Annotated in this window: 23 protein-coding genes; 10 read left to right on the forward strand and 13 right to left on the reverse strand. The window is 57.4% G+C overall.

Annotated elements, in window-relative coordinates; translation table 11 throughout:
* Position 1: 1 nt before the first annotated feature.
* Positions 2-250, reverse strand: a complete 249-nt coding sequence (locus SIB56_RS01600) for a Nif11-like leader peptide family natural product precursor (protein WP_413324871.1) — start codon at positions 248-250, stop codon at positions 2-4.
* Between the two features lie 228 nt (positions 251-478).
* Between SIB56_RS01600 and infA the strand changes: the two genes are divergently transcribed.
* Positions 479-748, forward strand: coding sequence for a translation initiation factor IF-1 (gene infA / locus SIB56_RS01605; RefSeq protein WP_006041809.1), 270 nt, complete (start codon positions 479-481; stop codon positions 746-748).
* A gap of 3 nt (positions 749-751) precedes the next feature.
* Here the strand turns inward: infA and trxB are convergent, their stop codons facing one another.
* The 3 genes from trxB to SIB56_RS01620 form a co-directional block, all read right to left on the reverse strand.
* Positions 752-2113, reverse strand: coding sequence for a thioredoxin-disulfide reductase (trxB, locus tag SIB56_RS01610; protein WP_413324872.1), 1362 nt, complete (start codon positions 2111-2113; stop codon positions 752-754).
* 162 nt (positions 2114-2275) lie between these two features.
* The gene (locus SIB56_RS01615; RefSeq protein ID WP_413327022.1) at positions 2276-2524 is read right to left on the reverse strand and encodes a hypothetical protein; all 249 of its coding nucleotides are present in this window, start codon (positions 2522-2524) and stop codon (positions 2276-2278) included.
* Positions 2525-2620: 96 nt separating this feature from the next.
* Complete coding sequence (locus tag SIB56_RS01620; RefSeq protein ID WP_413327024.1) at positions 2621-3976, reverse strand: DEAD/DEAH box helicase; 1356 nt, start codon at positions 3974-3976, stop codon at positions 2621-2623.
* A 180-nt stretch (positions 3977-4156) separates the two neighbouring features.
* Between SIB56_RS01620 and SIB56_RS01625 the strand changes: the two genes are divergently transcribed.
* Positions 4157-4333, forward strand: coding sequence for a hypothetical protein (locus tag SIB56_RS01625; RefSeq protein WP_413324874.1), 177 nt, complete (start codon positions 4157-4159; stop codon positions 4331-4333).
* A 40-nt stretch (positions 4334-4373) separates the two neighbouring features.
* On the opposite strand, the gene SIB56_RS01630 is transcribed toward SIB56_RS01625, so the two are convergent.
* Positions 4374-4952 carry an EF-1 guanine nucleotide exchange domain-containing protein gene (locus SIB56_RS01630; RefSeq protein ID WP_413324875.1) on the reverse strand — a complete coding sequence of 193 codons (579 nt, stop codon included), beginning with the start codon at positions 4950-4952 and terminating at the stop codon, positions 4374-4376.
* A gap of 121 nt (positions 4953-5073) precedes the next feature.
* Here SIB56_RS01630 and SIB56_RS01635 point away from each other — a divergent pair, with 121 nt between their 5' ends.
* Genes SIB56_RS01635 through SIB56_RS01650 form a run of 4 tightly spaced genes read left to right on the forward strand, consistent with a single transcriptional unit; the run spans position 5074 to position 9160 of the window.
* Positions 5074-6213, forward strand: coding sequence for a Re/Si-specific NAD(P)(+) transhydrogenase subunit alpha (locus SIB56_RS01635; RefSeq protein WP_413324876.1), 1140 nt, complete (start codon positions 5074-5076; stop codon positions 6211-6213).
* On the forward strand, positions 6213-6557 hold the full coding sequence (locus SIB56_RS01640; protein ID WP_413324877.1) for an NAD(P) transhydrogenase subunit alpha: 345 nt from the start codon (positions 6213-6215) through the stop codon (positions 6555-6557). The genes SIB56_RS01635 and SIB56_RS01640 overlap by 1 nt, the downstream gene beginning before the upstream one ends.
* Entirely contained in the window at positions 6557-7978 is a 1422-nt protein-coding gene (locus SIB56_RS01645) for an NAD(P)(+) transhydrogenase (Re/Si-specific) subunit beta (protein WP_413324878.1), read from the forward strand. The genes SIB56_RS01640 and SIB56_RS01645 overlap by 1 nt, the downstream gene beginning before the upstream one ends.
* Before the next feature lie 24 nt (positions 7979-8002).
* Positions 8003-9160, forward strand: a complete 1158-nt coding sequence (locus SIB56_RS01650; protein WP_413324879.1) for a YheT family hydrolase — start codon at positions 8003-8005, stop codon at positions 9158-9160.
* Here SIB56_RS01650 and SIB56_RS01655 read toward each other — a convergent pair.
* Together SIB56_RS01655 and SIB56_RS01660 are read right to left on the reverse strand one after the other, a co-directional pair.
* Positions 9138-9482 carry a (2Fe-2S) ferredoxin domain-containing protein gene (locus SIB56_RS01655; protein WP_413324880.1) on the reverse strand — a complete coding sequence of 115 codons (345 nt, stop codon included), beginning with the start codon at positions 9480-9482 and terminating at the stop codon, positions 9138-9140. The two genes, SIB56_RS01650 and SIB56_RS01655, sit on opposite strands and share 23 nt — an antisense overlap.
* Positions 9479-10732, reverse strand: a complete 1254-nt coding sequence (locus tag SIB56_RS01660; RefSeq protein WP_413327027.1) for a 1-deoxy-D-xylulose-5-phosphate reductoisomerase — start codon at positions 10730-10732, stop codon at positions 9479-9481. Before SIB56_RS01660 ends, SIB56_RS01655 begins: the two co-directional genes overlap by 4 nt.
* An 81-nt stretch (positions 10733-10813) precedes the next feature.
* Between SIB56_RS01660 and SIB56_RS01665 the strand changes: the two genes are divergently transcribed.
* Complete coding sequence (locus SIB56_RS01665) at positions 10814-12160, forward strand: sodium-dependent transporter (protein WP_413324881.1); 1347 nt, start codon at positions 10814-10816, stop codon at positions 12158-12160.
* A gap of 14 nt (positions 12161-12174) precedes the next feature.
* Here the strand turns inward: SIB56_RS01665 and SIB56_RS01670 are convergent, their stop codons facing one another.
* Positions 12175-12588: a DUF2721 domain-containing protein gene (locus SIB56_RS01670; RefSeq protein WP_413324882.1), complete on the reverse strand. Its 414-nt coding sequence runs from the start codon at positions 12586-12588 to the stop codon at positions 12175-12177.
* Between the two features lie 81 nt (positions 12589-12669).
* On the opposite strand from SIB56_RS01670, the gene SIB56_RS01675 reads away from it, so the two are divergent.
* Entirely contained in the window at positions 12670-12909 is a 240-nt protein-coding gene (locus tag SIB56_RS01675; protein WP_413327029.1) for a hypothetical protein, read from the forward strand.
* Here the strand turns inward: SIB56_RS01675 and cysS are convergent.
* The 4 genes from cysS to SIB56_RS01695 all read right to left on the reverse strand — a co-directional run bounded on the left by cysS (position 12906) and on the right by SIB56_RS01695 (position 19321).
* A complete protein-coding gene (cysS, locus tag SIB56_RS01680; protein WP_413324883.1) occupies positions 12906-14402 on the reverse strand; it encodes a cysteine--tRNA ligase in 1497 nt (498 codons plus the stop codon). The genes SIB56_RS01675 and cysS overlap by 4 nt on opposite strands.
* Before the next feature lie 213 nt (positions 14403-14615).
* Positions 14616-15002, reverse strand: a complete 387-nt coding sequence (locus tag SIB56_RS01685) for a hypothetical protein (RefSeq protein ID WP_413324884.1) — start codon at positions 15000-15002, stop codon at positions 14616-14618.
* Between the two features lie 107 nt (positions 15003-15109).
* Positions 15110-18121, reverse strand: a complete 3012-nt coding sequence (gene polA, locus SIB56_RS01690; protein WP_413324885.1) for a DNA polymerase I — start codon at positions 18119-18121, stop codon at positions 15110-15112.
* Between the two features lie 24 nt (positions 18122-18145).
* Positions 18146-19321, reverse strand: a complete 1176-nt coding sequence (locus SIB56_RS01695; RefSeq protein ID WP_413324886.1) for an efflux RND transporter periplasmic adaptor subunit — start codon at positions 19319-19321, stop codon at positions 18146-18148.
* A gap of 100 nt (positions 19322-19421) precedes the next feature.
* On the opposite strand from SIB56_RS01695, the gene ychF reads away from it, so the two are divergent.
* The gene (gene ychF / locus SIB56_RS01700; protein ID WP_413324887.1) at positions 19422-20513 is read left to right on the forward strand and encodes a redox-regulated ATPase YchF; all 1092 of its coding nucleotides are present in this window, start codon (positions 19422-19424) and stop codon (positions 20511-20513) included.
* A 190-nt stretch (positions 20514-20703) separates the two neighbouring features.
* Here the strand turns inward: ychF and SIB56_RS01705 are convergent, their stop codons facing one another.
* A complete protein-coding gene (locus SIB56_RS01705) occupies positions 20704-22017 on the reverse strand; it encodes a YadA-like family protein (protein WP_413324888.1) in 1314 nt (437 codons plus the stop codon).
* 205 nt (positions 22018-22222) lie between these two features.
* Between SIB56_RS01705 and SIB56_RS01710 the strand changes: the two genes are divergently transcribed.
* Positions 22223-23122: a hypothetical protein gene (locus SIB56_RS01710; RefSeq protein WP_413324889.1), complete on the forward strand. Its 900-nt coding sequence runs from the start codon at positions 22223-22225 to the stop codon at positions 23120-23122.
* The last annotated feature ends 77 nt before the right edge of the window (positions 23123-23199 follow it).

The raw sequence follows: 23199 nt of genomic DNA on the forward strand, positions 1-23199 counted from the left end.
GTCAGGAGTGCTCGCCAAAGCAGATCAGCAGTGCTTCTCCCCAGCTGGATGCCTCGTTGATGTGATCATCGTGCAGCTGCTTCATCTTTTCGGCCTGCATTTTCATCATGGTGGCCTGGGTGAACACGTGACCGTTCTCCTTGGCAAGATTCACCACATGCATCGGAGTTGCGGCCTGACGCACCTGTTCGCGAACCTGGGAATCGGACTTTGCGAGGTCTGCGAATGCAGCGAAAGCGGACTCGGACACGGCGATCTGGTGTTTTCGCAAGGTTAAGTGGACTTCTGGCGGGCACGCCACAGGTTCACAGCACCAATGGAAATCATCAGCAGCCCCAGATCCATCGAGAGGGGGGGGAGAATCATCGGAATGTTTCGCAATCCGCAGACCTTAGAGAGACGCCCACCGCCCCGGGGCTGCTCTGCCAGCGGTCGGCCTTCTAAAATCCGGAGGTGTTTTGCAGGTCAACTCCGGCGCATGATTGAAACCTCGGGTGTGATCGAGAAGGAACAGGGCAACGGGTTCTACCTGGTGACCCTGGAACAGCCCGCAGGTCATCAATGTCTCTGCCGTGCGGCAGGCAAGCTCACCAAGTTCAGAATCAAACTTCTGGCAGGAGACAAGGTGCTGGTTGAGATCAGCCCCTACGACCTGACCCGTGGCCGGATCACCTACAGAGAGCGCAACGCCGGAGCTCCCGGAGGCCGTCCCGGTGGAAACCGACCGGGTGGACCACGTCGTCGCTGAGGCTCAGGCCTTGGTCAGCACGGAGCGAATCGAAGACAGGAACTCACTTCGTTGCTTCACTCCTCGCCACTGTTGCTTCAGTTGTTTGTCGAAAAACAGCTGAACAGTGGGTGTGCCGTTAACGCCGGCCTGCTCGGCAATTTCTTGGTCGGCTTCGATGTCGATTTCAATTCCCTGGGCTTCTCCGTTCAGTTCATCCAGCACTCGTTTCAACTGCGGTTTGAGCACGTGGCATGGGCCGCAACTCGGTGAGGTGTAAACCACAAGCAGTGGACGGCTGCTGTCGTGATAGAGCTTGCGCAGGGCGTAGCTGCCCTTCTGCCAGAGAGCGTCTGAGTCGTAGGTGGCTTCGGTGGTTTCCACTGTTGTCTGTGGTGTTTCCGCTTTTGCCGGTTCGGCCTGCTCGCGGCTGACCAGGGTGGCCAGGTTGTGATGACTGAGCCAGCGCTCTGCAGCGAGAGCTGCCTGACAGCCGCTTCCAGCGGCTGTCACTCCCTGACGCCATTCTCCATCGGCGACATCGCCCGCGGCAAAGACACCGTCCATGGAGGTCTCGGGCCGGCCGGGCTTGGTGATCAGGTAGCCGGTCTGATCACAGTCGAGCTGGTTGCGCACCAGTTCGGTGTTGGGAGTGTGTCCGATCGCATAGAACATGCCCCGCACAGCCAGCTGTTCATCGACTCCGCTGTCACGCCTCCGCAGCCGCAGGTTGTTCAGCCAGTCATCACCCTGAACATCACTCACCTCGGTGTTCCAGTGAACGCTGATCTGTGGATTGGCCTGCACGCGATCGCTCATTGCCGCACTGGCGCGCAGTCGATCGGAGCGAACAAGCAGATGCACATGGCTGCCGTATTTGGTGAGGTAAACCGCCTCCTCACAGGCTGAATCCCCTCCGCCGACCACAGCCAGTTCCTCATTGCGGAACTGAGGCGTCGCTCCATCACAGATGGCACAGGCACTGATTCCCTTGCTCCAGAAACGCTCTTCATGGGGCAGTCCGAGTCGGTTGGCGCTGGCACCTGTGGCGATGATCAGCGCCTGAGTTGCGATGACCTCGCCTTCAACTTCAATTCGATAGGGCCTCTGGCTGAGATCGATGCGATCAGCATCCGCTTCAAGCAGCCTTGCGCCCCAGCGTGTGGCCTGGGCCTTCATCAGGTCCATCAGGTCGGGCCCGAGAACTCCGTCGGGGAACCCTGGAAAATTCTCCACATGGGTGGTGGTCATCAGTTGCCCACCAGGGATGCCTCCCCTCTCAAATCCCGTGACCAGCACCGGGCTGAGATTGGCGCGGGCGGCGTAGATCGCTGCGGTGTATCCGGCGGGACCTGAGCCGACGATCACCAGATTCTCGACCGCCATGCTTATCCGGACTGACTATGAGTTGACTCTAATCTCCGCGCCGCCTCACCAGAGGGCGCCAACAGAACCGCTGAAATGAAGAGTAGAGTGAAATATGTTCAAGTTTGTTGTACAAATTAGACCGAAATATCTCAACGATTCGATGCAATTTTAAGTCTTTCTTCAGATTTCAACGGCTCCGTCTGCTGCTTCATCAAGCTCCAGGCGATGTCGCTTGCCTTGTGTTCGCTGAACGCTCAAGACTGAGTCTTCAAGAAGTTCAGGGTGCTCTCCAAGACAGGTGATCCATTCCCTGAATTCCTGCGTCAGCGCATAGCTGTCTTCGTAGCGTTCAGTGCTGTCAAGGACAGCAATCCGGGTTGTTGCCCAGCAGGTGGCAACGTTGACTCGACGTTCAAGTGCAGCGTCCATGTCTGTTTCCCAGATGGCGACCAGGCTGATGGTTGTTGGGTCCAAATCAGGCTGGAATTTGCAGAATGTCGCATTTTTTCTTGCGAAAAGATGTTTTCAACGCTGCAGAAATGTCGGTAATTGCGGGGTGCGCATCCGAATCACAGCTCCGGCGCTGTCCTCCACCGCTTCCATCGGCAGCGATGGGCCCCGCCACTCACCCCGCGGATGGAGGTCATCCTCCTCAGCGTTCGCAGGGGCTGCAATTCGATAGGGCTCAGAGAGGGACCAGCTGCGTGCGTACTGCATCAGCAGAGGATCAGCGGGGGCAAACACATAGGAGGGTTCGCGCGGTACAGCCTCCAGCGAAGCCCTTTCTCCGCACATGCGCACGGCTCTCGTGATTCCCTGCACGAATCGGCTACGTGTCACCACCGTCGTCAGGTAGGCGACCACCCTCAACCTCGAGGCGTCGAAGCCTTCCGCGCACATGTCGATGCTCACCAGCCAGTCGGCATCACCGCTTTGGAAGCGGTTGAGGCGTTCAGGTGCTGCCGGGTCCTGGGAATGCACCAGATCCACACGATCGCCTTCCTCTTGCAGCAGCAGCGTGATGCTGCGGGCATGCTCGATGTCGCGAGCGATCACCAGGCCCGCTGCGCGTGGGTGGCGTTCTCGCACGTTTTGCAGTTTCTTGCGTGCTCTCAGCAACAGCAGCTGAGCAATGCTGCTGCTGTCGGAGAGGCGCACGGCACGGCGCAGATTGCGTGCTCTCCAGCTTTCTCTCTGCTCCGCTGACAGTGGTGAAACCTCTCGATCCTGCGTGCCCACTTGGCTGTGTTCCACCCAGCCGTCCTGGAAACGGAATTCCAGCGGACGGACATCGCCGGCTTCGATCAGGTCTCGGGGTTCCACGCAGAGATCCGGATGGATCTGTTCCACCAGCAGACCTGCTTCCTCCACCCGCACGCGCCTGGCGGCGCAGAAGGCAAGGTTGTCGGCTCGGAAGGGTGTTCCAGTCAGGCCAAGACGCAGGCGCGCATGCCCGCTCAGATCCAGAAAGGTCCGACCCCAGACGGGGCCGTCAGGCTCATCGGGGTCAACCCCGAGATGATGGGCTTCGTCCGCGATGGCCAGGAGCATCTCCTGATTCCAGTTGCCGAGTTCGATCTGAAGCGTCTCCTGCTGGCGACCGGCTCCCTGGTAACTGAGAAGCCATCCATCCGCGTCGTCCGAGGCGCTTCCAGGCCCGTTCCAGAGATCCAAACGCAGCCCGAGTTGGGCTGCAGCGCCCTGCCACTGACTAAGAATGGACGTGCGGTGGCAGAAAATGAGCGCGCGCTGAAGCCTGCGCTCAGATTGCATCATCTGAAAGGCCAGCAGGGCTCCAAGCGTCTTGCCAGCACCTGGACCGGCGTGGATCAGCACATCTCTCCCTGAATTGGTGCATGGCTCCAGCCTTCGGCGCAGCAGCTGAATCAGTTGCTGTTGCCATTGCCTCGGCCGAATGGCCTGGCATTCAGCGGGGGTTCCCAGAGCGAAGGACGGTGTGGTGATGACGGCTGAGAAAGATAGGTCTTTCTAACCATTCCAATCGCCTGCGCCACCTTTAACTTCCGACCATCACCCCATGGGGTTCGGGCCCCTGCCGTCATGGCCAGAAGCCTCGTCCGTTTCTCGTCCGGTCCTGAGTCAAGACGCTGTCTTGAGCGTTGCTGGCCCCTTGACTGTGATCTAGACCCTTTGATTCTTCGTGCCCGTCTGCTGCGCGATCACGGAGATCGTCCGCAGGCGGTGGCGGTGGAGCAAGAGCTTCAACCGGTTTTCTGAAGCCCCTCCACCTCTGGGCGTTGCCCTGCAAACGTTGCGTTCAGAGCGATTCGGTGTGATTGCAGAGCAGCCGCTCCACCTCAATCAGGCCTTCCTCAGCTGCCTTCTGAGCGCGATCAAGCTGACCACCGGCCGGCTCGAGAATTCTTGATTGCAGGCGCTCCATCAATTCCGTTCTGTTCTCCTGGAGCATCGTCATGATCTCCCTGTCGATCAGGTGACGCACGGCGGCCGCCCGCAGATGATCGTCGGAGGCTTCATCGAAGGTCCCCTGAACAAGCTCCTGGATGAACAGTCGATGGACCTCGCTGCTGCGCAGAAAGCTTTCAGTGGCGTTGATGATTCCGTCCACCAGGGTGCGATCCGGTTCGGAATCCAGTTCCCTCAGCTTGAATTCCCAGTCGAGGTGCCGACGCTGCCAGCCCGCCGCATGAAGGCTCGGCATCACAGTTTGGGAGAACGTATCCACCGACATCTCATAGATGCGTTCCGCCAGGCGTTCGCACCATTCACGCCCATGCTCGGCCAGCAGGTGTTCCATCGTGCTGCGCTCCACGGCATGACCGCCGTGGTGGCTGTGGCATACGCCATCAGGACATTCGATTGCGGTGAGTCCCATGCGATTGCAGACAGGACCCTTTCCCTAGCCACAGGCTGCAGGGTGCAAGCCCTTCTTCAGAAAAGATGCAGGCCGCACCCCGTGACCTCGTAACCTCGCCTGGGTAGGCGGCATCACGATCTTGCCCATACTGTTGATCCCGGTGGAGACCGCAGCGGGCGAAACCCGCGTGGCGGTAACGCCTGAAACCGTCAAGAAATTCACTGCGCAAGGGTGCAGGGTCATCCTCGAGAAGAGTGCTGGCCGGTCTTCCGGCTATCTGGATGAGGCTTATGCCGAAGCCGGGGCTGAACTGGTCCCCTGTGACGACAGCACGGCCTGGAGTCAGGCCGATGTGGTGCTGTGTGTGCAGTCACCATCGGCCAGTGCTCTGAGCCGGCTCCGTCGTGGGGCTCTGGTGGTGGGTCTGCTGGCTCCCTATGCCAATGCCGAGCTGGCTTCCGCTCTAGAGCAGGCGGGGCTCTCGGCAATGGCACTTGAGCTGCTTCCGCGCATCAGCCGCGCTCAGTCAGCTGACGCGCTCTCATCACAGGCCAACATCGCCGGCTACAAATCCGTGCTTCTGGCCTCGGCAGCACTGGACCGTTATTTCCCGATGCTGATGACGGCAGCCGGCACTGTTCAGCCTGCCCGGGTGGTGGTTCTGGGCGCTGGAGTTGCGGGTCTGCAGGCGGTTGCCACAGCGCGCCGGCTGGGAGCAGTTGTGTATGTGAGTGATATCCGTCCGGCAGTGAAGGAGCAGGTGGAATCGCTTGGAGCACGGTTCATCGACCCTCCGGAGATGGAGGACAAGCCAGCGGAATCCGGTGGATATGCCAAACAGGCCTCTGATGCTTTCCTGGCTGCGCAACGCCAGCAGCTCTCTGATCAGCTGGCGGAGGCGGATGTGGCCATCTGCACCGCTCAGGTCCCGGGCCGTCGTGCTCCGCGGCTCATCAGTGAGGACATGCTCGATCGCATGCGCCCTGGCTCGGTGGTTGTGGATCTGGCCGTTGCCCAGGGTGGTAACTGTGCAGACACCGTTCCTTCCCAGACCGTTGACCGCAACGGCGTGAAGCTGATCGGTGCCAATGATCTGCCCTGCACGGTTCCCAACCATGCCAGTGCGATGTATGCCCGCAATCTTCTGGCACTGCTTCAACCCACGCTGAAGGATGGTCAGCTCACTCTCGACAGCGAGGACGAGCTGATTGCCGGTTGCCTGATCAGTCAGGACGGCATCATCCGCCGCGCAGACGTTCTCAACCCAGGAGCCAACTGATGGATTCCCTCTTTCTCATGGGTGCGGCCACTGCCTCCCAGACCCCCCCTCTCGTCAATGCTCTCTGGGTTCTGCTGCTCGGGAGCCTGCTCGGCCTCGAGCTGATCGGCAAGGTCCCTCCGACGCTTCACACACCTTTGATGAGCGGCGCCAATGCCGTCTCCGGCATCACGGTGCTGGCGGCTCTCACCGCGATCATCAAAGCCGACGGCAGCATTCCTCTGCTGGCACTCGGGTCTGTGTCTCTCGGCTTTGCCCTCTTCAACGTGATCGGCGGCTTTCTCGTCACTGATCGCATGCTCGCCATGTTCAGCCGCAAGCCCGCCCGCAAGGAGAACAGCTGATGGAGTTCCTGAACTACGCAATCGACCTTGTCGCCGTCCTGCTGCTGGCTCTCGGCATCAAGGGCCTTTCCAAGGTGCGTTCCGCACGCAGTGCCAACCAGCTTGCGGCTGTGGCGATGGCGCTTGCCGTCATCGGTCTTCTGTTCAGTTATCTGGGCTATCCAAGCTTCGATGGGCAGGCCTTGTCCTGGATCATTGTCGGTTCGATTGTCGGAGGCGTGCTGGGAGCGATCACGGCCCAGCGGGTTCCGATGACTTCAATGCCCGAAACCGTGGCTCTGTTCAACGGCTGCGGGGGTATGTCGTCCCTGCTGGTTGCTCTGGCCGCGGCCCTGTTCCCGGGAACCCTTGATGACGGCACGCTCGTGGCGGTTGTCTCGATTGTGATCTCCGTTTTCGTCGGTTCGATCACCTTCACAGGTTCGATCGTGGCGATGGCCAAGCTGCAGGGATGGCTCTCAACGCCTCCCTGGATGCAGAGCAAGCTCCGCCATCTGGTCAACATTGCACTGGCCGTTGTCTGTCTCGTTGCCGCCATCAAGCTGATCGCTTCCGATGGCAGCAGTCAGGCAGCGCTTTGGTTGCTGGTGATCGCCTCCGGTCTGCTCGGGATTGGCGTGACCCTGCCGATCGGTGGCGCTGACATGCCTGTGGTGATCTCCCTGCTGAACAGTTATTCCGGAGTTGCCGCCGCCGCCGCCGGTTTTGTGGTGGGCAGCCAGCTTCTGATCGTGGCCGGGGCCATGGTCGGCGCCGCCGGTCTGATCCTCACCCAGGTGATGTGCAATGGAATGAATCGCTCCCTGGTCTCGGTGTTGTTCGGCGGAGCTCTTGGCGCAGGCGCCTCGTCCGGCGGTGGCGGCGGCGAATACACGAACATCACCAGCTGCAGCGTCGAGGAGTGTGCACTCACCCTCGAAGCCGCCGAGCGCGTGGTGATCGTTCCTGGTTACGGGCTTGCAGTGGCTCAGGCTCAGCACACCCTCAGGGAGGTAACCCGTTCACTTGAGGCTGCCGGCATCCAGGTGGATTACGCGATCCATCCTGTGGCGGGTCGCATGCCTGGACATATGAACGTGTTGCTCGCGGAAGCTGATGTGCCCTATGAGCAGCTCAAGGAAATGGACGTCATCAATCCGGATTTCCCTGCCACTGATGTCGTGCTGGTGCTTGGTGCCAACGATGTCGTCAATCCCCAGGCCAAAAACGATCCCGATTCACCCCTCTACGGCATGCCGGTGCTGGATGTTCAGCAGGCGCGCACGGTTTTTGTCGTCAAGCGCGGCATGAGTGCAGGCTATTCAGGGATCAAGAACGATCTCTTTGAACTCGCCAACACGTCCATGGTGTTCGGTGATGCCAAGAAAGTTCTCGGTGATCTGCTCGGTGAGCTCAAGGAGCTCGGTGTTGGCAAGAAGTGATCGGATCGCTCTGATCGGCCTTTGATGGTTTTTCACTCCCGCCATCAGAACAACCCCCGGTTGCTCAGGCAGCTGGGGGTTCGCGCTTATCAACAGCGCTGGCCCTGGATCGGTGGTGATCTGCAAACTCTGCGCGACACGATCCGACCTGTGCCGCTGCCCGAAGATCAGGGTGAGCCGGTGCGCATCGCTGTACCCGCACTGGCCAGTGGTGCAGCAGCAGCCGGGGAATTGCTGGCCTTTCTGGATCGACCTCTGCCCACGCCCGCGGGTGATCCCGTGCCTCCACGCGCCCTTGTTCTGGCCCTTCATGGTCTCGGTGGTTCCAGTCGCCGGGAAGGCCTTCGCCGTCTTGGACTGACGTTGCAAAGGCAGGGTTTCGCGGTGCTGAGGCTCAATCTCAGGGGCGCCGACCCCGGCAGGCATCTGGCGGGCGGCACCTATGCAGCCGCCTGCAACAGCGATCTGCTTCCTGTGGTTCGCCGTGCCCGTCAGCTCTGCCGGGATCTGGCACCCTCCGGCTCGGCTCTTCCCCTCTTCGGGGCCGGGGTGTCTCTCGGCGGCACGATGCTTCTGAACGGTTGCCTGGCCGGCAGCGACGCCAGAGCCGACGCAGGACTTCGCACAGATCAGCCTGTTCTCGACGGATTGTTCTGCGCCAGCAGCCCTCTGGATCTGGCCGCCTGCAGCGCCTCGATCGAACGACCACGCAATCGCATCTATCAACGCTGGCTCTTGCAACGTCTGGTGAGACAGACGCTGGCGGACCCCTTCGGTGTGAGTCCTCGGGAGAACGAATCGCTGATCAGGAATCCTCCCCGCTCGATCCGCGCCTTTGATGCTGCGGTCACCGCGCCCCGCTGGGGATTCTCATCAGTGGACGCCTATTACGAATGTGCGTCTCCTCTGCCGTCTCTGCTCACCAATCGCTGCTCGCTGCCTCCCACACTGTTGGTCCAGGCGCTTGATGACCCATGGGTTCCGGCAGCCGCAGCAGAGCAACTGCTCATGGCAGTGACCTCACAGCCAACTGAGCAGCAAGAACCTGTTTCGCTTCTGCTCACTCAGACCGGGGGACATAACGGCTTCCATGCTGTCGGCGACAGCCTGGAGAGCGGTTGCTGGTCCGATCGTGTGGCATCGGCCTGGCTCAAGCAACTCAGCGCTGATGCCGATCGTTGAAGGGGCTGCGACGGATCACCCAGTCTTCGCAGGGGCGTCCGCCGATCACATGTTCTTCGAGGATGCGTCGGATCCGTTCGGGTGTGACACCGCCATACCAGATTCCGTCGGGCCAGATCAGCAGCACGGGCCCCTGTTGATCGCAGGCTCTCAGGCAGTCAGCCTTGCTGCGCAGAACAACACCTTCCGGCCTGTCCGGCCGTTCCAGCGCCAGCTCCCGCACCCCACTCTTCAGGGCCTCCCAGCTCGCTGCTCCCAGCGTCGGATCGCAGCATTTCGCCTTGGTGGCCGTGGCACAGAGAAGCAGGTGGTGACTGATCACGCCGCCAAGGCGGTGAGTGGTAGTCGTCGTGTGCCTCGGTCAACCTGCTCACGCACGGCCCTGCGGGCCCACTGATCCACTGCCAGCACATCCTCGAGCTGAGGATGGTCGATGCGATCAGCTTTGTGGCGTTCGCAGGCCGTCTCGATCAGGTCAGGGATGTCGAGGAAATGAATGCGTTCATCGAGGAACTGCGCCACCGCTTCCTCATTTGCTGCATTGAGCACAGCCGGCATGGTCCCGCCGGCCCGACCAGCGGCGTAGGCCAGTTCCATGCAGGGATATTTGGCTGGATCGGGTTCATTGAAAGTCAGTTGACCGACCTCGGTGAGATTCAGCCGACGCCAGGGTGTCTCCAGGCGTGAGGGCCAACTCATGCAGTAGAGGATCGGCAGCTTCATGTCTGGCCACCCCAGCTGGGCAAGCACCGAGGAGTCAGCCAGCTCGATCATCGAGTGAATGATGCTTTGCGGGTGGATGACGATCTCGATGTGGTCGTAGTCGAGTCCGAACAGGTAGTGCGCTTCGATCACCTCCAGTCCCTTGTTCATCAAGGAAGCTGAATCCACAGTGATCTTGCGTCCCATGCTCCAGTTGGGGTGGGAGGTCGCATCCGCGACTGAGGCCTTCTCCAGATCGGCGGTGGCCCAGTCCCTGAAGGCACCACCTGATGCCGTGAGCTGGATCCTGCGCAGCCCTGGCGTGGGAACACCCGTCGACAGACGGGCATTGTCAGCCCAGGGGGTGCCCTGCAGACACTGGAAGATGGCGGAATGCTCCGAATCAGCCGGAAGCAAGCGGCTGCCGCTTTTCTTGAGTTCTGGCAACACAACAGGTCCTGCCGCAATCAGGGTCTCCTTGTTGGCCAGTGCAAGATCCTTGCCGGCCTGGATGGCCGCCAGGGTGGGCAGCAGGCCGGCACAGCCAACGATGCCCGTCACCACCAGATCTGCCGTGTCCCAGGAGGCCGCCACGTTGAGTCCGCCTGGCCCTCCCACCAGCTCCGGTTGCCGATGCGGCTGCTGATCGGCTGAAAGCGAGGCAAGCCGCTCCTTCAGTTCAGGCAGGAGAGATTCATCAGCGAGGGCCACCACCTCGGGGCTGTGTCGCCGGATCTGCTCCACCAGCAGAGACAGGTTGCGCCCGGCAGTCAGAGCCACGACCCGGAACTGGTCGGGGAAGTCCTGAACGATGTCGAGAGTCTGGGTGCCAATTGAGCCGGTGGAGCCCAGCACGCTGATGGCTTTCACGCGGATCCTGGCGATTACAGCCATTCTCCCACCTCATTTCCAGGCCCTGGCAAACTTCGGCCAACGCATGTGTTCACGATCATGGCGGCAGCGCAGAAGGAGCACTGGGGATCGGGGTTTGGATTTGTCCTGGCAGCAGCAGGAAGCGCCGTGGGCCTGGGCAATCTCTGGGGTTTCGCCTACCGAGCCTCCCAGGGTGGAGGAGGCAGTTTTGTTTTCCTCTATGTGCTGATCGTGGCAGTGATCTGCCTTCCGGTTCTGGTGGCGGAGATGGTGCTTGGACGCAGCACCGGTCGGAGCCCACTGCTCGCTCCGGCCCAGGCCGCTGGCCGCGACTGGCAGCCGATGGGGTGGCTGTTCGTGGTTGCCGCCTGTGGAATTCTGGCGTTCTATGCCGTGTTGATGGGCTGGACCGCTCAGACCTTGATCCATGCCCTGACTGTGGGGCTCCCCGGGAGCATGGAGGAAGCGCGACTGTTTTTCGCCGGCATCAGCGGCGGCAACAGTGCGCTTGCAGGGCAGGCCGTCAGCCTTCTGCTCACGGCTCTTGTGGTGTCTGCAGGCGTGCAGGCCGGGATTGAACGGCTGTCACGCTGGGCGTTGCCGCTGCTTTTTCTGCTTTTGGTGGCCCTGGCGATCTGGGCCAGCACGCTGCCTGGCGCCATGGATGGTTACAGGACGTTCCTGTTGCGCTGGGACGGCATGGAACTGATGAACATCACCACCATCCGCAATGCCTTCACTCAGGCCTTCTTCTCGATAGGTACCGGAATCGGTTCGATCATGGCCTATTCCGCCTATCTGAACCGCAAGGCACCTGTACCGCAGGAAGCGGTTTCGGTGGTGGGTCTGGATACCGCGGTTGGGCTGCTGGCGGGCATGCTCACCTTCCCGGTTGTGATCAGTTTCGGGCTTGGGGATGCCGTGAGTGAGTCCACGATCGGCACGATCTTCCTGGCTCTTCCGACCGGTCTGGCCTCGATCGGCGAGACCGGGCGCCTTGTGGCCGTGGCCTTTTTCTCCCTGGCCTATCTCGCCGCAATCACCTCATCAGTTTCGCTGCTTGAGGTGCCGGTGGCGTCGCTGATGGATCGCCTGAACTGGAGCCGTCGCAAAGCGACCTGGATCAGCGCCGCTGTGATTTTTGTGCTCGGCCTTCCTGCTGCCACCAATCTGAAGGTGCTGGGAGCGATGGATGCCCTGTTCGGTGGTGTGCTGCTGATTGCAGGCGGGCTGCTGATTGCTGTGTTGATGGGCTGGGTTGTGCCCCAGCGCTTCCTCGGGGATCTGAGGGACAGCGATGTCACCAAGCCATCGACCAGTGGTCTGATCCTGTTCTTCCTCCGCTGGGTCTCACCGGCGGTGATCGCTGCCGGTTTGTTGATCAGCGTGGTTGACCTGATCAGGAACTGGACCGGGCAGGGCTGAGGATCAGCCTGTTCTCAGAACATCCGATTGATGTGGGCGGACGCCATGCGCACCTCCCTCAGGAAACAAAGTGACGCGAGCATCACCAGCAGCATGGCTGTGATGAACATTGGAACCACCACAAGCGTGAGATTGATGCGGCTGATCACGCTGAAGAACATGACGGCGACCACGGTTGAGATCAGCAGGGTGGCTGCTGTCAGCAGCTCAATCGCGCGGATTGTCAGCTGCATGCGCCTGCGATAAGCGGACTGCTCGCGTTCATCGACCTTCAAGCCGGCATCGAGCGCCGCCCTGGTTCTGCGGGCGTTGTCAACAATCCGCGCCAGACGACCGGAGATCACATTCATCAGCGCCCCGATGCCTGCCAGCAGAAAAACCGGGGCGACTGAGAGCTGAATCGCTTTTGACAGGCTCTCGGGTTGCATCGCATCAGACCTGCCCTGGTAAACCCTAGGGCTCATCCTCCGGGAATCCGGTAGACAGGTCCGGTGATGCACGCCAACACGATGCTATGGCTCAAGCGCTGGAATTTCATCGAGAGAGCCCGGCTTGAACGAGAGCTCTGGGATGCCTTTGAGGCCAAGCAGGATCCTGACGCCAAGCTGGCGGAGCTCCAGACCTGGATCGATTCCGCTGATCCTTCGGATCCCTCACTGGCAGAGCAGCGCTTCAGGCTTGAGGTCTGGACAACGACCCTGACACGCATCCGCAAAATCGAAGCAATGATGGAGGCGAAGGACCGCTAGGCCTGGCGCCACTCGGTGACACCACCTGGTTTGTCGATCAGTTCGATGCCCTGGGCCGTGAGTTCGTCGCGAATTCGGTCAGCTTCCGCAAAATTCTTGGCCTGTTTGGCGGCCTTGCGTGCTGAGATCGCCGCTTCGATGTCAGCACTGTTCACTGTTGCCGCGGGTACATCCGCCCCTGTCTGCAGGGGTTCATGACGCAGCCCCAGCACCGCTGAGAGTTCTCGCAGCAACAGCCAGCGCTGATGCAGAGCGTTGAGATCATCGTTCTCTTCCGCTGAGTCGCTCCGATCCAGTCGGTTGGCAAGCGATTTCAGAGGTTTGGCCAGTTCAAACAGCACAGCAAGGGCCCCAGAGCTGTTCAGGTCCTGATCCATGACCTCGATGAAACGATCGCGCGCGCGACGCAGGTCGCCCTTCAGAGGAATGTTCTGAGCTTTCATGGCTCCAGCCGGCAGGGCCTCGGGCTCAGGCCAGCCGATCTGCGCGGAAAACTGTTCGCCAAGAGCCAGCGCTGCATTGAGTTTTTTCCAGCCACTGCTGGCGGCCTCCAGTGCTTCTGCAGTGAAATCCAGTGGTTTTCGGTAGTGCGCCTGGAGCACAAACAGTCTCAGCGTCATCGCTGATACACCACTGTCGAGCAAGGCTCGAATTGTTGTGAAATTGCCCAGCGACTTTGACATTTTTGTGCCACCCACATTCACCATGCCGTTGTGCATCCAAACGCGGGCTAGCTGAGCTTCGTTGGCTGTTTCTGATTGAGCAATTTCATTTTCATGGTGCGGAAAGACAAGATCTCCGCCGCCGAGATGGATATCAATTGTTTTGCCGAATTCTTCGCGAACCATGGCTGAACATTCAATGTGCCAGCCGGGGCGTCCACGTCCCCAGGGAGACTCCCAGCCAGGTTCGCCGTCTTTGGTTTTTTTCCAGAGAGCGAAATCGAAGGGATGCCGTTTTCGTTCTTCTTCCTCTTCCTTGATGCGGCCACTTGCTCCTTGTTGCTGTTCATTAGGATCGCGCCCGCTCAGTTGACCGTAGTTCTTTGCCTTTGAAATATCGAAATAAACATCACCGTCAGAGCTGTAGGCTGCGCCCTTGGTTTCAAGTTCGCCAATCAACATCTGAATGCCAGGAATGCAACATGTTGCCCGAGGCATTTTGTCTGCTGGCAGAATGTGAATGCGAGCCATGTCAATTTCAAACGCCTGTATGTTTTTTTCACTGACCTCTTCCATCGTCGACCCCTCGGAATTGGCTTTGTTTAATATTTTGTCGTCAATATCTGTGTAGTTCTGGACAAACGTAACCTCGTAATCGCTCCAGATCAGATAACGGCGTAAGACATCCCAGTTGATGTAGCTGCGCGCATGTCCCAGGTGGCAGAGGTCGTAGACCGTGACTCCGCAGCAATAGATCGTTGCCTTGCCTGCCTCCAGTGGTTCAAAGTCTTCGGTGCGATTGCTCAGGCTGTTGGTCAGGCGCAGTGGCAACGGTCTTGTCAGGCTCTCCCAGGAGGTTACGGCCCGTTCATGCCCGCATGGCCCTGAGCAGCCTTGATGCTGCAGTGTTGTTACCGAGCTGTTGTCTTCACCGCCTTGAGGAAGTTCCGCTTGATAACGATCAACTGCTCGCTGATCCTCTCCTTGATGACGTGCGAGAAAGCCTCGTAGGTTTTCGGTCAGGCTTGAAGTTGTTTAGAACGCTTAGATTTTCTTGAAACCGTTCCATGACTTCTGACCAATAGTTTTCCGCAGTCTTTCAAGAACTGAGCTTTGTTGTTCATTCCCTTTTCCATCAGTGATCTTGATGAGGTATTCGTGCTGGATGCCAGTTCCTCTTTGACGTGAACAGATCACTTTCACGTCGTCATATCCAAATGGAAACTCGTTACTCAGTGGAACTTTGAGAATCCACTCCGAAACAAACAGAAGAAAGTCGCAGATGACCGGATTGATGTATTCCTCCTTTTCGCCAAGATCACCACTGGCAACCATCTGCTCCTTACTTTGAGGCGTAAAGGTGACGAAGGAAAAGCAGGAGGGTGCCCCGGTTGGTTGAAGGTACAAGCCCTGAAAAGCTCTTCGGGTCATGGCGTTTTACTGGCGCGTGAACTGAGTGCATCGCTTGCCCGATGAATCGATCTCCAGAGAGATTCAACCCAGCACGGTGGAATCATCATTCAACTGTCTTTCCGCTGTCATTTCGCATCCATCCAGTTGGCTCCAAGCCCGGTTTCAGCCACAAGGGGCACGCTCAGTGTCACAGCCTTTTCCATGGTGCTGACAACCAGTTCCCTTGCAGGCTTCAAAGCATCTGGGTCCACTTCGAGCACTAGCTCATCATGAACCTGCAGCAGTAGTCGTGCCGGTAGACCCTGCTGTTCGATCGCGGCCTGAAGCTGAATCATGGCCAGTTTGATGATGTCAGCGCTGGATCCCTGAATCGGTGCATTTGCGGCGGCACGCAACTGCTGCGCCTCCATTCCGCCCCGACGGGCGACATCCAGATCGATGTCCATCGGTTCCTTGCCGAGCAACCGGCCCAGTCCGTTGCGATCGAAATGGAAAGGACGACGCCTGCCCATGATCGTTTCCACGTAACCGCGACTGAGTGCCAGCCGTTCCTGCAATTCCAGGAACGCGAAGACCTTGGGGTATCGCTCCCGGTATCGCAGCAGGAACTCCTTGGCCTCCCCCTGGCTGACGCCGGTTTCCCGCGCGAAGCGTTGGGCTCCCATGCCGTAGATCACACCGAAGTTGATCGTCTTGCCCAGGCGCCGCTCATCGCTGCTTACCTCATCCTTGTCGAGCAGCAGTCGTGCGGTCAGCGCGTGAACGTCGTCTCCTTCCCTGTAGGCCTTCTGCAGCACGTCTTCGCCGGACAGATGAGTGAGGATGCGCAATTCGATCTGGGAATAATCAGCGCTGAGCAGCGTCCAGTTCTCCTGGGGAAGAAAGGCCTTGCGGATTCGGCGGCTGTAGTCCGTGCGAACAGGGATGTTCTGGAGATTGGGATTGCTGCTGCTCAGCCGGCCGGTGGCTGTCACCGCCTGATTGAAATCCGTGTGCACCCTGCCTGTTTCCGCCTCCACCAGCTGGGGTAGTGCATCCACGTAGGTGCTTTTGAGTTTGCTCAGCACCCTGTGCTCGAGAACCAGAGGCACCACGGGGTGATCACCTTCGAGTTTCTCCAGCACGGTGGCATCGGTGCTGTAGCCGGTCTTGGTTCGGCGCGATTTCTTGCGGTCGAGGCCCAGGGTGTTGAACAGCAGCTCGCCGAGCTGCTTGGGAGAGGCGAGATTGAAGTCGGTCCCTGCTGCCTCTTTGGCCTCTTTCTCCAGGCGCTGCAGGGTGTCACCCATCTCTGTCGACAATTCATCGAGATAAGGAAGGTCAATGCGGATACCGGTGGCCTCCATCAGGGCCAGAACCGGTTCCAGCGGCAGCTCCACGTTGTCCAGCAGGCTGGGAAGCTGTTCTCCCGCTGCTTCCAGCTGTTCGCGCAGATCAATGGCCAGGCGGCGTGTGAGGTGAACGTCCATGCCGCAGTACAACGCGGCCTGGTCCAAAGCGACTTCAGCGAAACAGCTCGCTTTGCCGTCTTTCGGTTTGCCCACCAGATCGGTGAACAGGGTGGGGGTTATTCCATACATCCTTGCCGCCATTGCATCCAGCCCGTGCTTGGCCGCGGCGTCCCTCAGGTAATCGGCCAGAAGGGTGTCCATCGTCACGCCAGCCAGAGGCAGTCCATGGCGCAGCAGGATCAGGCGGTCGTATTTCGCGTTCTGCAAGGCCTTGGGGTGCTTCGGACTGGCCAACCAGGCAGCCATCTGCTCAAGCACAGTTTCCAGTGGAAGCTGTGTCAACGTTCCGGTCGAATCAGTTGCTGGCTCCCCCGCAGACCGATGACCGACAGGGATGTAGGCGAGATCATCAACGCCCGGTCCCCAGCAGACGCCAATTCCCACCAGCTGAGCTCTGAAGGGGTTGAGATCGCTGGTTTCCGTGTCGAGCGCCACTGGAGCAGCTGGATCGGTACAAGTGTGCAACCGCTGCATAAGCTCCTGCAGCCCCTTGTCGCTGTTGATCAGCTGTGGCCTCAGATCCGGTTTGGATGCCGCTGAATCCGGCTCAGTTGCGTCGAATGGGGCTGTTTCGTTGGCGGAAGAATCCGGTGTCTGCTTCGAGGCGGCCTGGGCTTTCGCTGGTTGTGTCTCCAGCAGGTGACTGTTCGCTGACAGGCCTCCACTGGAGAAGGTGGCGATGAACCCAGGAACCTGTCGCACCAGGCTGTTGAGTTCCAGATCCTTGAGCTGCGCCTCAAGGCCGTTGCCGTCCACCGGCCCGAGTTCCAGAACAGGCTCCTCCGGCAGCGGGATATCCACGAGGATCTCCGCCAGTTGTCTTGAGAGATAGGCGTTGTCTCTGTCGGCGCTGAGTTTTCCTTTCAGGGCTCCTTTGACAGCACCTCGGCTGGCCTTGGGCCCCTCCGCCTCGACTTCAGCCAGAACCCTGTAAACGCCATCGAGATCTGCATTCTCCTTGAGCAGGTTGATGGCGGTTTTCGGGCCGACGCCTCTCACTCCAGGGATGTTGTCCGAGCTGTCTCCGGTGAGTGCCTTGAGATCCACGACCTTGTCGGGCATGACCCCGAGCTTGCCTTCAACACCGGCCTCATCAATCAGGGTGGGGCCGCTGCTTTTGGCGTAGGGACCCCCACCCATGTACATCACGGCAATGTCCCGCCGGTCATCCACCAGCTGGAAAAGATCGCGGTCTCCGCTGAGGATCCTCACGCGCCATCCGGAAGCTGCCGCTCTGTTGGCGAGGGTGCCGAGCACGTCATCCGCTTCGTAGCCAGGAGCCAGACAGAGCGGCAGCTGCAGTTGATTGCGCAGGATCAGCTGGAGCTGGTCCAGGTCCTGAAAAAAAACGTCCGGAGCCACATCCCGGTGCGCCTTGTAGTTGGGATCGGCCTTATGCCGGAAGGTGGGCTCCGCTGTGTCAAAGGCGATCGCCACACCTTCGGGTTTCAGTCCCTTGCAGTTATCGAGCAGTGCCTTGAGAAATCCATAGGTCACGCTGGTCGGGCGACCGTCTTTTGTTGCCAGCCCCCCTTCCCCGCCTTTGCTGAAGGCATAGAAGCTCCGGAAGGCCAAGGAGTGGCCGTCCACAAGCAGCAGCAGGGGTTTCTCCTTGGTCTCAGGCATGAATGAAGACAGGTCCTGGCTTGGTCAGTCGCGCTGTTTCGCCCAGGGCGGCAGGTCAATGAACACGCGTGTGCCGGGCTTCACACCGGAGAGAATGGCACTCCTGTCTCCGCTGCTGGCACCGAGCTGCACTGGCTGGAACGTGGGCTCTTCGTCCTTGCCGACCAGCAGAACGCCTGACTGCCCTTTTTCGGTCACGATCGCAACGGTCGGAACGAGGGTGCTCGCGGCTGTGCGACCGGTCTGAAAGTTCACATCGGCTGTCATCCCGATGCGCAGTGTCGGGGGAGGATCGATCAGCGTCAGCTCGACCTCGAATGAGATCACGTTGTCGGTTTTGAGTGCTCGGGGAGCGATATCGCGGACTCTCGCCGGGAAAAGCTGATCGGGAAAGGAGTCAACACGAACGGTGGCGTTCTGTCCGACACGGATACGGCCGATGTCGCTCTCAGGCACTTTGGCGGCAACTTCAAGTCCTTCGGACAGCTCAACAAGCGTTGAACTGGTGGCGCCTGCACTGGTTGAAGCCGCAGTGGTCGGGGTGACAAAGGATCCTGGTTCAGCGAAGCGCTCGGTGATCACTCCGCTGAAGGGCGCTCGTATCAGTTTTTCGCTGCCTTCCACCTGGCGTTGTTCAATCCGTTCGCGAGCGGCGTTCAGAGCTTCCTTGCTGCTGATGAATGCGGCGCGGAAGCCGTCCAGGTCTGATGCGCTGATGGCTCCGATATCCAGCAGCTGCCGGTGGCGAAGGTAGTCAGCCCGTTTGGCTTCGTAGTCCGCATTGGCCTGACGCTCGAGCGCGGTGAGTTCATCGATGCGGTCCTGAAAATCACCAGCATCCATACGGGCCAGCACCTGCCCTTTCTCCACCACATCGCCTTCATCGACGAAGAGTTCCTTCACCAATCCAGCACGCTTCGGGCTGACATTCACCCGTCGAATCGCTTCCAGCTCACCACTGGCCGTGATCACGCCTGGAAGGGATCCGCGCTCAGCCACCACGGTGAAATCGTTCAGCTGACGTGAACGTCCTGACCATGGACCGTTGCTCCAGATCACTCCCCCCGCAGCCAATAAAACAGCCGCAGCGCCAGCACCAATTAAGCGCTTACGTCTGCGTTTGAGACCACTCAGTCGACTTAATGCACGCAACGATTCGCTGGTGGCCCCTGCTGGGGGCTGGCTTTGTCGGCTGCCCATGGCCACTTGAACATCTTTCGTAACCATTCTCACCCTTGGGCGTTGCAACCGTGTTTCAAGTGGCCGTTCTCACGACACATCTGCCGATAGATTCCTCGCCATGCTCAAAGCCGGAATTGTTGGATTGCCCAATGTGGGCAAATCCACCCTCTTCAACGCCCTGGTGGCCAACGCCCAGGCCCAGGCAGCCAACTTTCCCTTCTGCACAATCGAACCGAACGTCGGAACGGTGGCTGTTCCAGATGCGCGGCTTGAGCAGCTCACGGATCTGAGCAAAAGCGCCGAAACCATTCCCACACGGATGGAATTCGTTGATATTGCCGGGCTGGTGAAGGGAGCCAGTCAGGGGGAAGGTCTCGGCAACAAGTTTCTGGCCAACATCCGCGAGGTCGACGCCATCGTCCATGTGGTTCGTTGCTTTGAAGACGACGACGTGATTCATGTCTCCGGCTCCATCGGCCCCGTTCGCGATGCCGAAGTGATCAACCTTGAGCTTGGCCTTGCGGATTTAGCCCAGATTGAAAAGCGACGCGAGCGTCTGAAGAAGCAGATGCGAACAAGTAAGGAGGCTCAGGCGGAGGATGAGGCACTTGCGCGAATCCAGGCGGTGCTGGAACAGGGAGGCGCTGCGCGCAGCATTGAGCTGAGCGCAGAAGAAGCGCTGATGATCAAACCGCTGGGCCTGCTAACGGCCAAGCCGATCATCTATGCGACCAATGTGAGTGAAGACGATCTCGCCGCTGGCAACGGGTTCTGCAAGGACGTGGTTGCTCTGGCTGAGCAGGAAGGCGCTGAGACCGTGCGTATCTCCGCTCAGGTGGAAGCGGAACTTGTTGAGCTGGGCGAGGACGAGCGCAAAGATTATCTCGATGGACTGGGAGTAAACGAAGGAGGATTGAAAAGTCTGATTCGTGCCACCTACCGCCTGCTGGGATTGCGCACCTACTTCACAACCGGTGAAAAGGAAACGCGCGCCTGGACATTCAGAGCCGGAATGACCGCTCCTCAGGCGGCTGGTGTCATCCATACCGATTTTGAGCGTGGGTTCATCCGTGCTCAGACCATCGGCTGCGAGAAATTGCTGGAGGCAGGATCCCTTACGGAAGCTCGCAATAAAGGATGGTTGCGCAGCGAGGGCAAAGAGTATGAAGTCGAGGAAGGCGATGTGATGGAGTTTTTATTCAACGTTTAGTTGAAAATTAGGTGCATTAAAATACATCGCTAAATGCCCAATATATGAAGTTGGCAAAGCATGAAGTGGCATGATGTTGACAGATTTTTATCTGTTAGAGCATGGCCTTGATGTTGCATATGCTATTAATAATGTGTAGATAAAAGCCCCGCTTTGTGGGCGAGGCTTCGGAATAAAAATCAAAGGTTGATCATTTCAAGCTTGCTGTTTTTGCTGAAGGCTTATTGTCAAGAGCAATTGCTTCAAGACGTTCTAGGCGAGCCAGAAGTTCCTGATTCTGTTCTTTGATAGAAGCATTCTCTTCTTGCACTTCATCAAGCTGTGACTGAAGCTGCTCATTGCTTGCGGCTGGTGTGTCGAGATTGCCGAACTTAAAAACAAAGCCAGCGCGAGCAGCAGCATTTGACAAGGATCCATTTCCGTATTCAGCAGCTCCGCCAAAGACATAGGAACCACCAGCATTGATGGAGAGTCGATCATTGGCTTTGACTGCACAACCAACACTCATGGCAAAGCGACTGCTGTAACCACCCGTCCCAACGCCACAGGAAAGCGGCGAATCCTGAGCAACTGTTGGTAAGGCAGACATTGCGGTGGATAGAGCGGTTGCACCAGCCACTCCAAATCCAAGATCGTTGACGTTGTCTTCTAGCGCGTCAATTTTTTTACTGTTTTTATTAATTGCGCTACTGTTGACATTAATCGCAGCACTGTTGTTGTTGATATTTTTGACATTGGTGTCTATCTGGCCCTGGACACTGACACCATTGATTTGAAGATCACTGCCTCCCGTTATGTTGATGGGAGCTCTTTGGCCATTAATGTCATTTGCATAAAGCTTTAATTCACCGTCTGATTCAACTTGTACTAATGAGTTTTCACCAATATGTAGCTCTTCTTCGCCTGCTGCATTGATCTTACGGCGTACAATACTTCTGCCGCCAACACTCAAGCCATCGTCATCAATGATTGCAACTGAATCACTGCCCTCTGCTCCAAATGTGACTTTAGTCGTATCGTTGTCAGCGCATGAATCTGTGGAGCTGACACAAGATTTTTTTACAATTTCATTGAGAAATGTTGGATATTCAATAAACATAGGACTGCCCCCGGATGGCAACCCTTCGATATTTGTATAGCCTTCAAATTTTTCTGTTTTGATGTCCCAAATTCTTACTCTTCTTGATGCAGAGCCTGTGGGGGCTTCTAGGAAATAAATTTTCCCGGTCTTGGTATTTACCGTGTAGTCAGACGCGCTGAAAGTAGATAAATCATTATCGGGGAAGATGTCTGCATGAAGCTCAGTCGCAACACCAGATGTGTTCATTTTGTATAAGTCCAATCGTGTTCTGGTTCCGGTGTTGGTGCCAGTGACAAAAAATCCTAGATTATTGCTACCTGGAATAATTTCTTGCGCACGACTAGTAATCGGCGTTAATAATGAAAGAGCAAGGATGCTCAGAGGAGGAAGTGCAAATTTCGCGATCTTGTTGGATCTTGGCATAATTCAAACTTGCTGATATTTGTGCATGAAATCATATTTTGAAGCCTTAAGCTGGTCTAGTAAACAGATTTTTGATCGTCCATTATGGACCGCTCCGGTTGTAGGCGTGAGGCCTTGATTTTTATGCGTATTTCGCATATTCCGTTAATTCGTGCGCTCTTCGCTACAATTTGTATATACATTATTTTCGAATTTCAGGCTTTCAATGTTTGACGTATTTCGTCTTTCATGTCTTGACTTTCAGATATGGCTTAGATCCGGGCAGAAAGCTGCAGCTTACTTAAATTGTAATCAGGCAACAATATCCAGGAATGCAAAATTAGTCACAGACTTTCTTGATTTAGATGCTCGCAAATTCGATGGTGAGTGGAGTCTTGGTGGAGATATTGATTTGTTAATTGCCGAGCGAGAGGTTCATCAGTTGTACCGGTGGAAAAATGCTAAATCTCTTAGAATTGATTCAATCTATGGAGTTGGCGCGGCGTATTTAAAAGATTTGAATTTATCTGAATGGATTTGTGGACCTTGCAATTTTTTATGTATTGATCACCCGATGTCTTTGCTGAAGAGTTCTATATTAGATGCCTGGTTGGCTTGTTATCCTGATGTACCAGAGGAAGATGATGAGCTGCTTGTTATTCATCTTACCCGTTATCCTTCTCATTTTTTAGTTGATAAAAACCACCCGCTTTTGAATTTTGACGATGAATTGGGATTCGATGACTTGCTGGATTTTCCGGTTTTGTCACTACCCGATGGTGCTTTTCCTAAAATTCAGCGACATTTGCATAAGCTAAATCTTCATCGTTTAAAAGTTGACTCTAAGAGGCATGATTTGAATCGTTGGGAGGGACGTACTGAAGATCAGTTGACCATTAGCTATGGCACAGTCCATACTATCGGTGATTTTGATGGATCTAAAGTTTTTTTGCCTTTGTCGACTGGTTTGACGCTTGGAGATTCATTGGTGGTCAAGCGCTGCTTTGCAAATACATACGCGTTTGAACTACTTTTATCTTTTTTGATCGAGCGAGCTCAGTTTCTTTCTCAAAACTTTGACGATGTCAAGTTTTGCATGGACTCATCATCCATGCTATCAAGATAAAGTGCTCCTCAAAACTGAAAAATATTCAATATTTTCTTGAAACTTTCTCGTCTGTGCAGGCAGATTCTCTAGCATCG

The sequence above is a fragment of the Synechococcus sp. MIT S9503 genome (assembly GCF_047304175.1).
GTDB lineage: Bacteria > Cyanobacteriota > Cyanobacteriia > PCC-6307 > Cyanobiaceae > Synechococcus_C.

Excerpts from the sequence above, each read along its gene's own strand:
- infA (WP_006041809.1), top strand. The coding sequence starts at position 479 with ATGATTGAAACCTCGGGTGTGATCGAGAAGGAACAGGGCAACGGGTTC.
- trxB (WP_413324872.1), bottom strand. The coding sequence starts at position 2,113 with ATGGCGGTCGAGAATCTGGTGATCGTCGGCTCAGGTCCCGCCGGATAC.
- SIB56_RS01615 (WP_413327022.1), bottom strand. The coding sequence starts at position 2,524 with ATGGACGCTGCACTTGAACGTCGAGTCAACGTTGCCACCTGCTGGGCA.
- SIB56_RS01625 (WP_413324874.1), top strand. The coding sequence starts at position 4,157 with ATGGCCAGAAGCCTCGTCCGTTTCTCGTCCGGTCCTGAGTCAAGACGC.
- SIB56_RS01630 (WP_413324875.1), bottom strand. The coding sequence starts at position 4,952 with ATGGGACTCACCGCAATCGAATGTCCTGATGGCGTATGCCACAGCCAC.
- SIB56_RS01640 (WP_413324877.1), top strand. The coding sequence starts at position 6,213 with ATGGATTCCCTCTTTCTCATGGGTGCGGCCACTGCCTCCCAGACCCCC.
- SIB56_RS01645 (WP_413324878.1), top strand. The coding sequence starts at position 6,557 with ATGGAGTTCCTGAACTACGCAATCGACCTTGTCGCCGTCCTGCTGCTG.
- SIB56_RS01650 (WP_413324879.1), top strand. The coding sequence starts at position 8,003 with ATGGTTTTTCACTCCCGCCATCAGAACAACCCCCGGTTGCTCAGGCAG.
- SIB56_RS01665 (WP_413324881.1), top strand. The coding sequence starts at position 10,814 with ATGGCGGCAGCGCAGAAGGAGCACTGGGGATCGGGGTTTGGATTTGTC.
- SIB56_RS01670 (WP_413324882.1), bottom strand. The coding sequence starts at position 12,588 with ATGCAACCCGAGAGCCTGTCAAAAGCGATTCAGCTCTCAGTCGCCCCG.
- SIB56_RS01675 (WP_413327029.1), top strand. The coding sequence starts at position 12,670 with ATGCTATGGCTCAAGCGCTGGAATTTCATCGAGAGAGCCCGGCTTGAA.
- SIB56_RS01685 (WP_413324884.1), bottom strand. The coding sequence starts at position 15,002 with ATGACCCGAAGAGCTTTTCAGGGCTTGTACCTTCAACCAACCGGGGCA.
- polA (WP_413324885.1), bottom strand. The coding sequence starts at position 18,121 with ATGCCTGAGACCAAGGAGAAACCCCTGCTGCTGCTTGTGGACGGCCAC.
- SIB56_RS01695 (WP_413324886.1), bottom strand. The coding sequence starts at position 19,321 with ATGGGCAGCCGACAAAGCCAGCCCCCAGCAGGGGCCACCAGCGAATCG.
- ychF (WP_413324887.1), top strand. The coding sequence starts at position 19,422 with ATGCTCAAAGCCGGAATTGTTGGATTGCCCAATGTGGGCAAATCCACC.
- SIB56_RS01705 (WP_413324888.1), bottom strand. The coding sequence starts at position 22,017 with ATGCCAAGATCCAACAAGATCGCGAAATTTGCACTTCCTCCTCTGAGC.
- SIB56_RS01710 (WP_413324889.1), top strand. The coding sequence starts at position 22,223 with ATGTTTGACGTATTTCGTCTTTCATGTCTTGACTTTCAGATATGGCTT.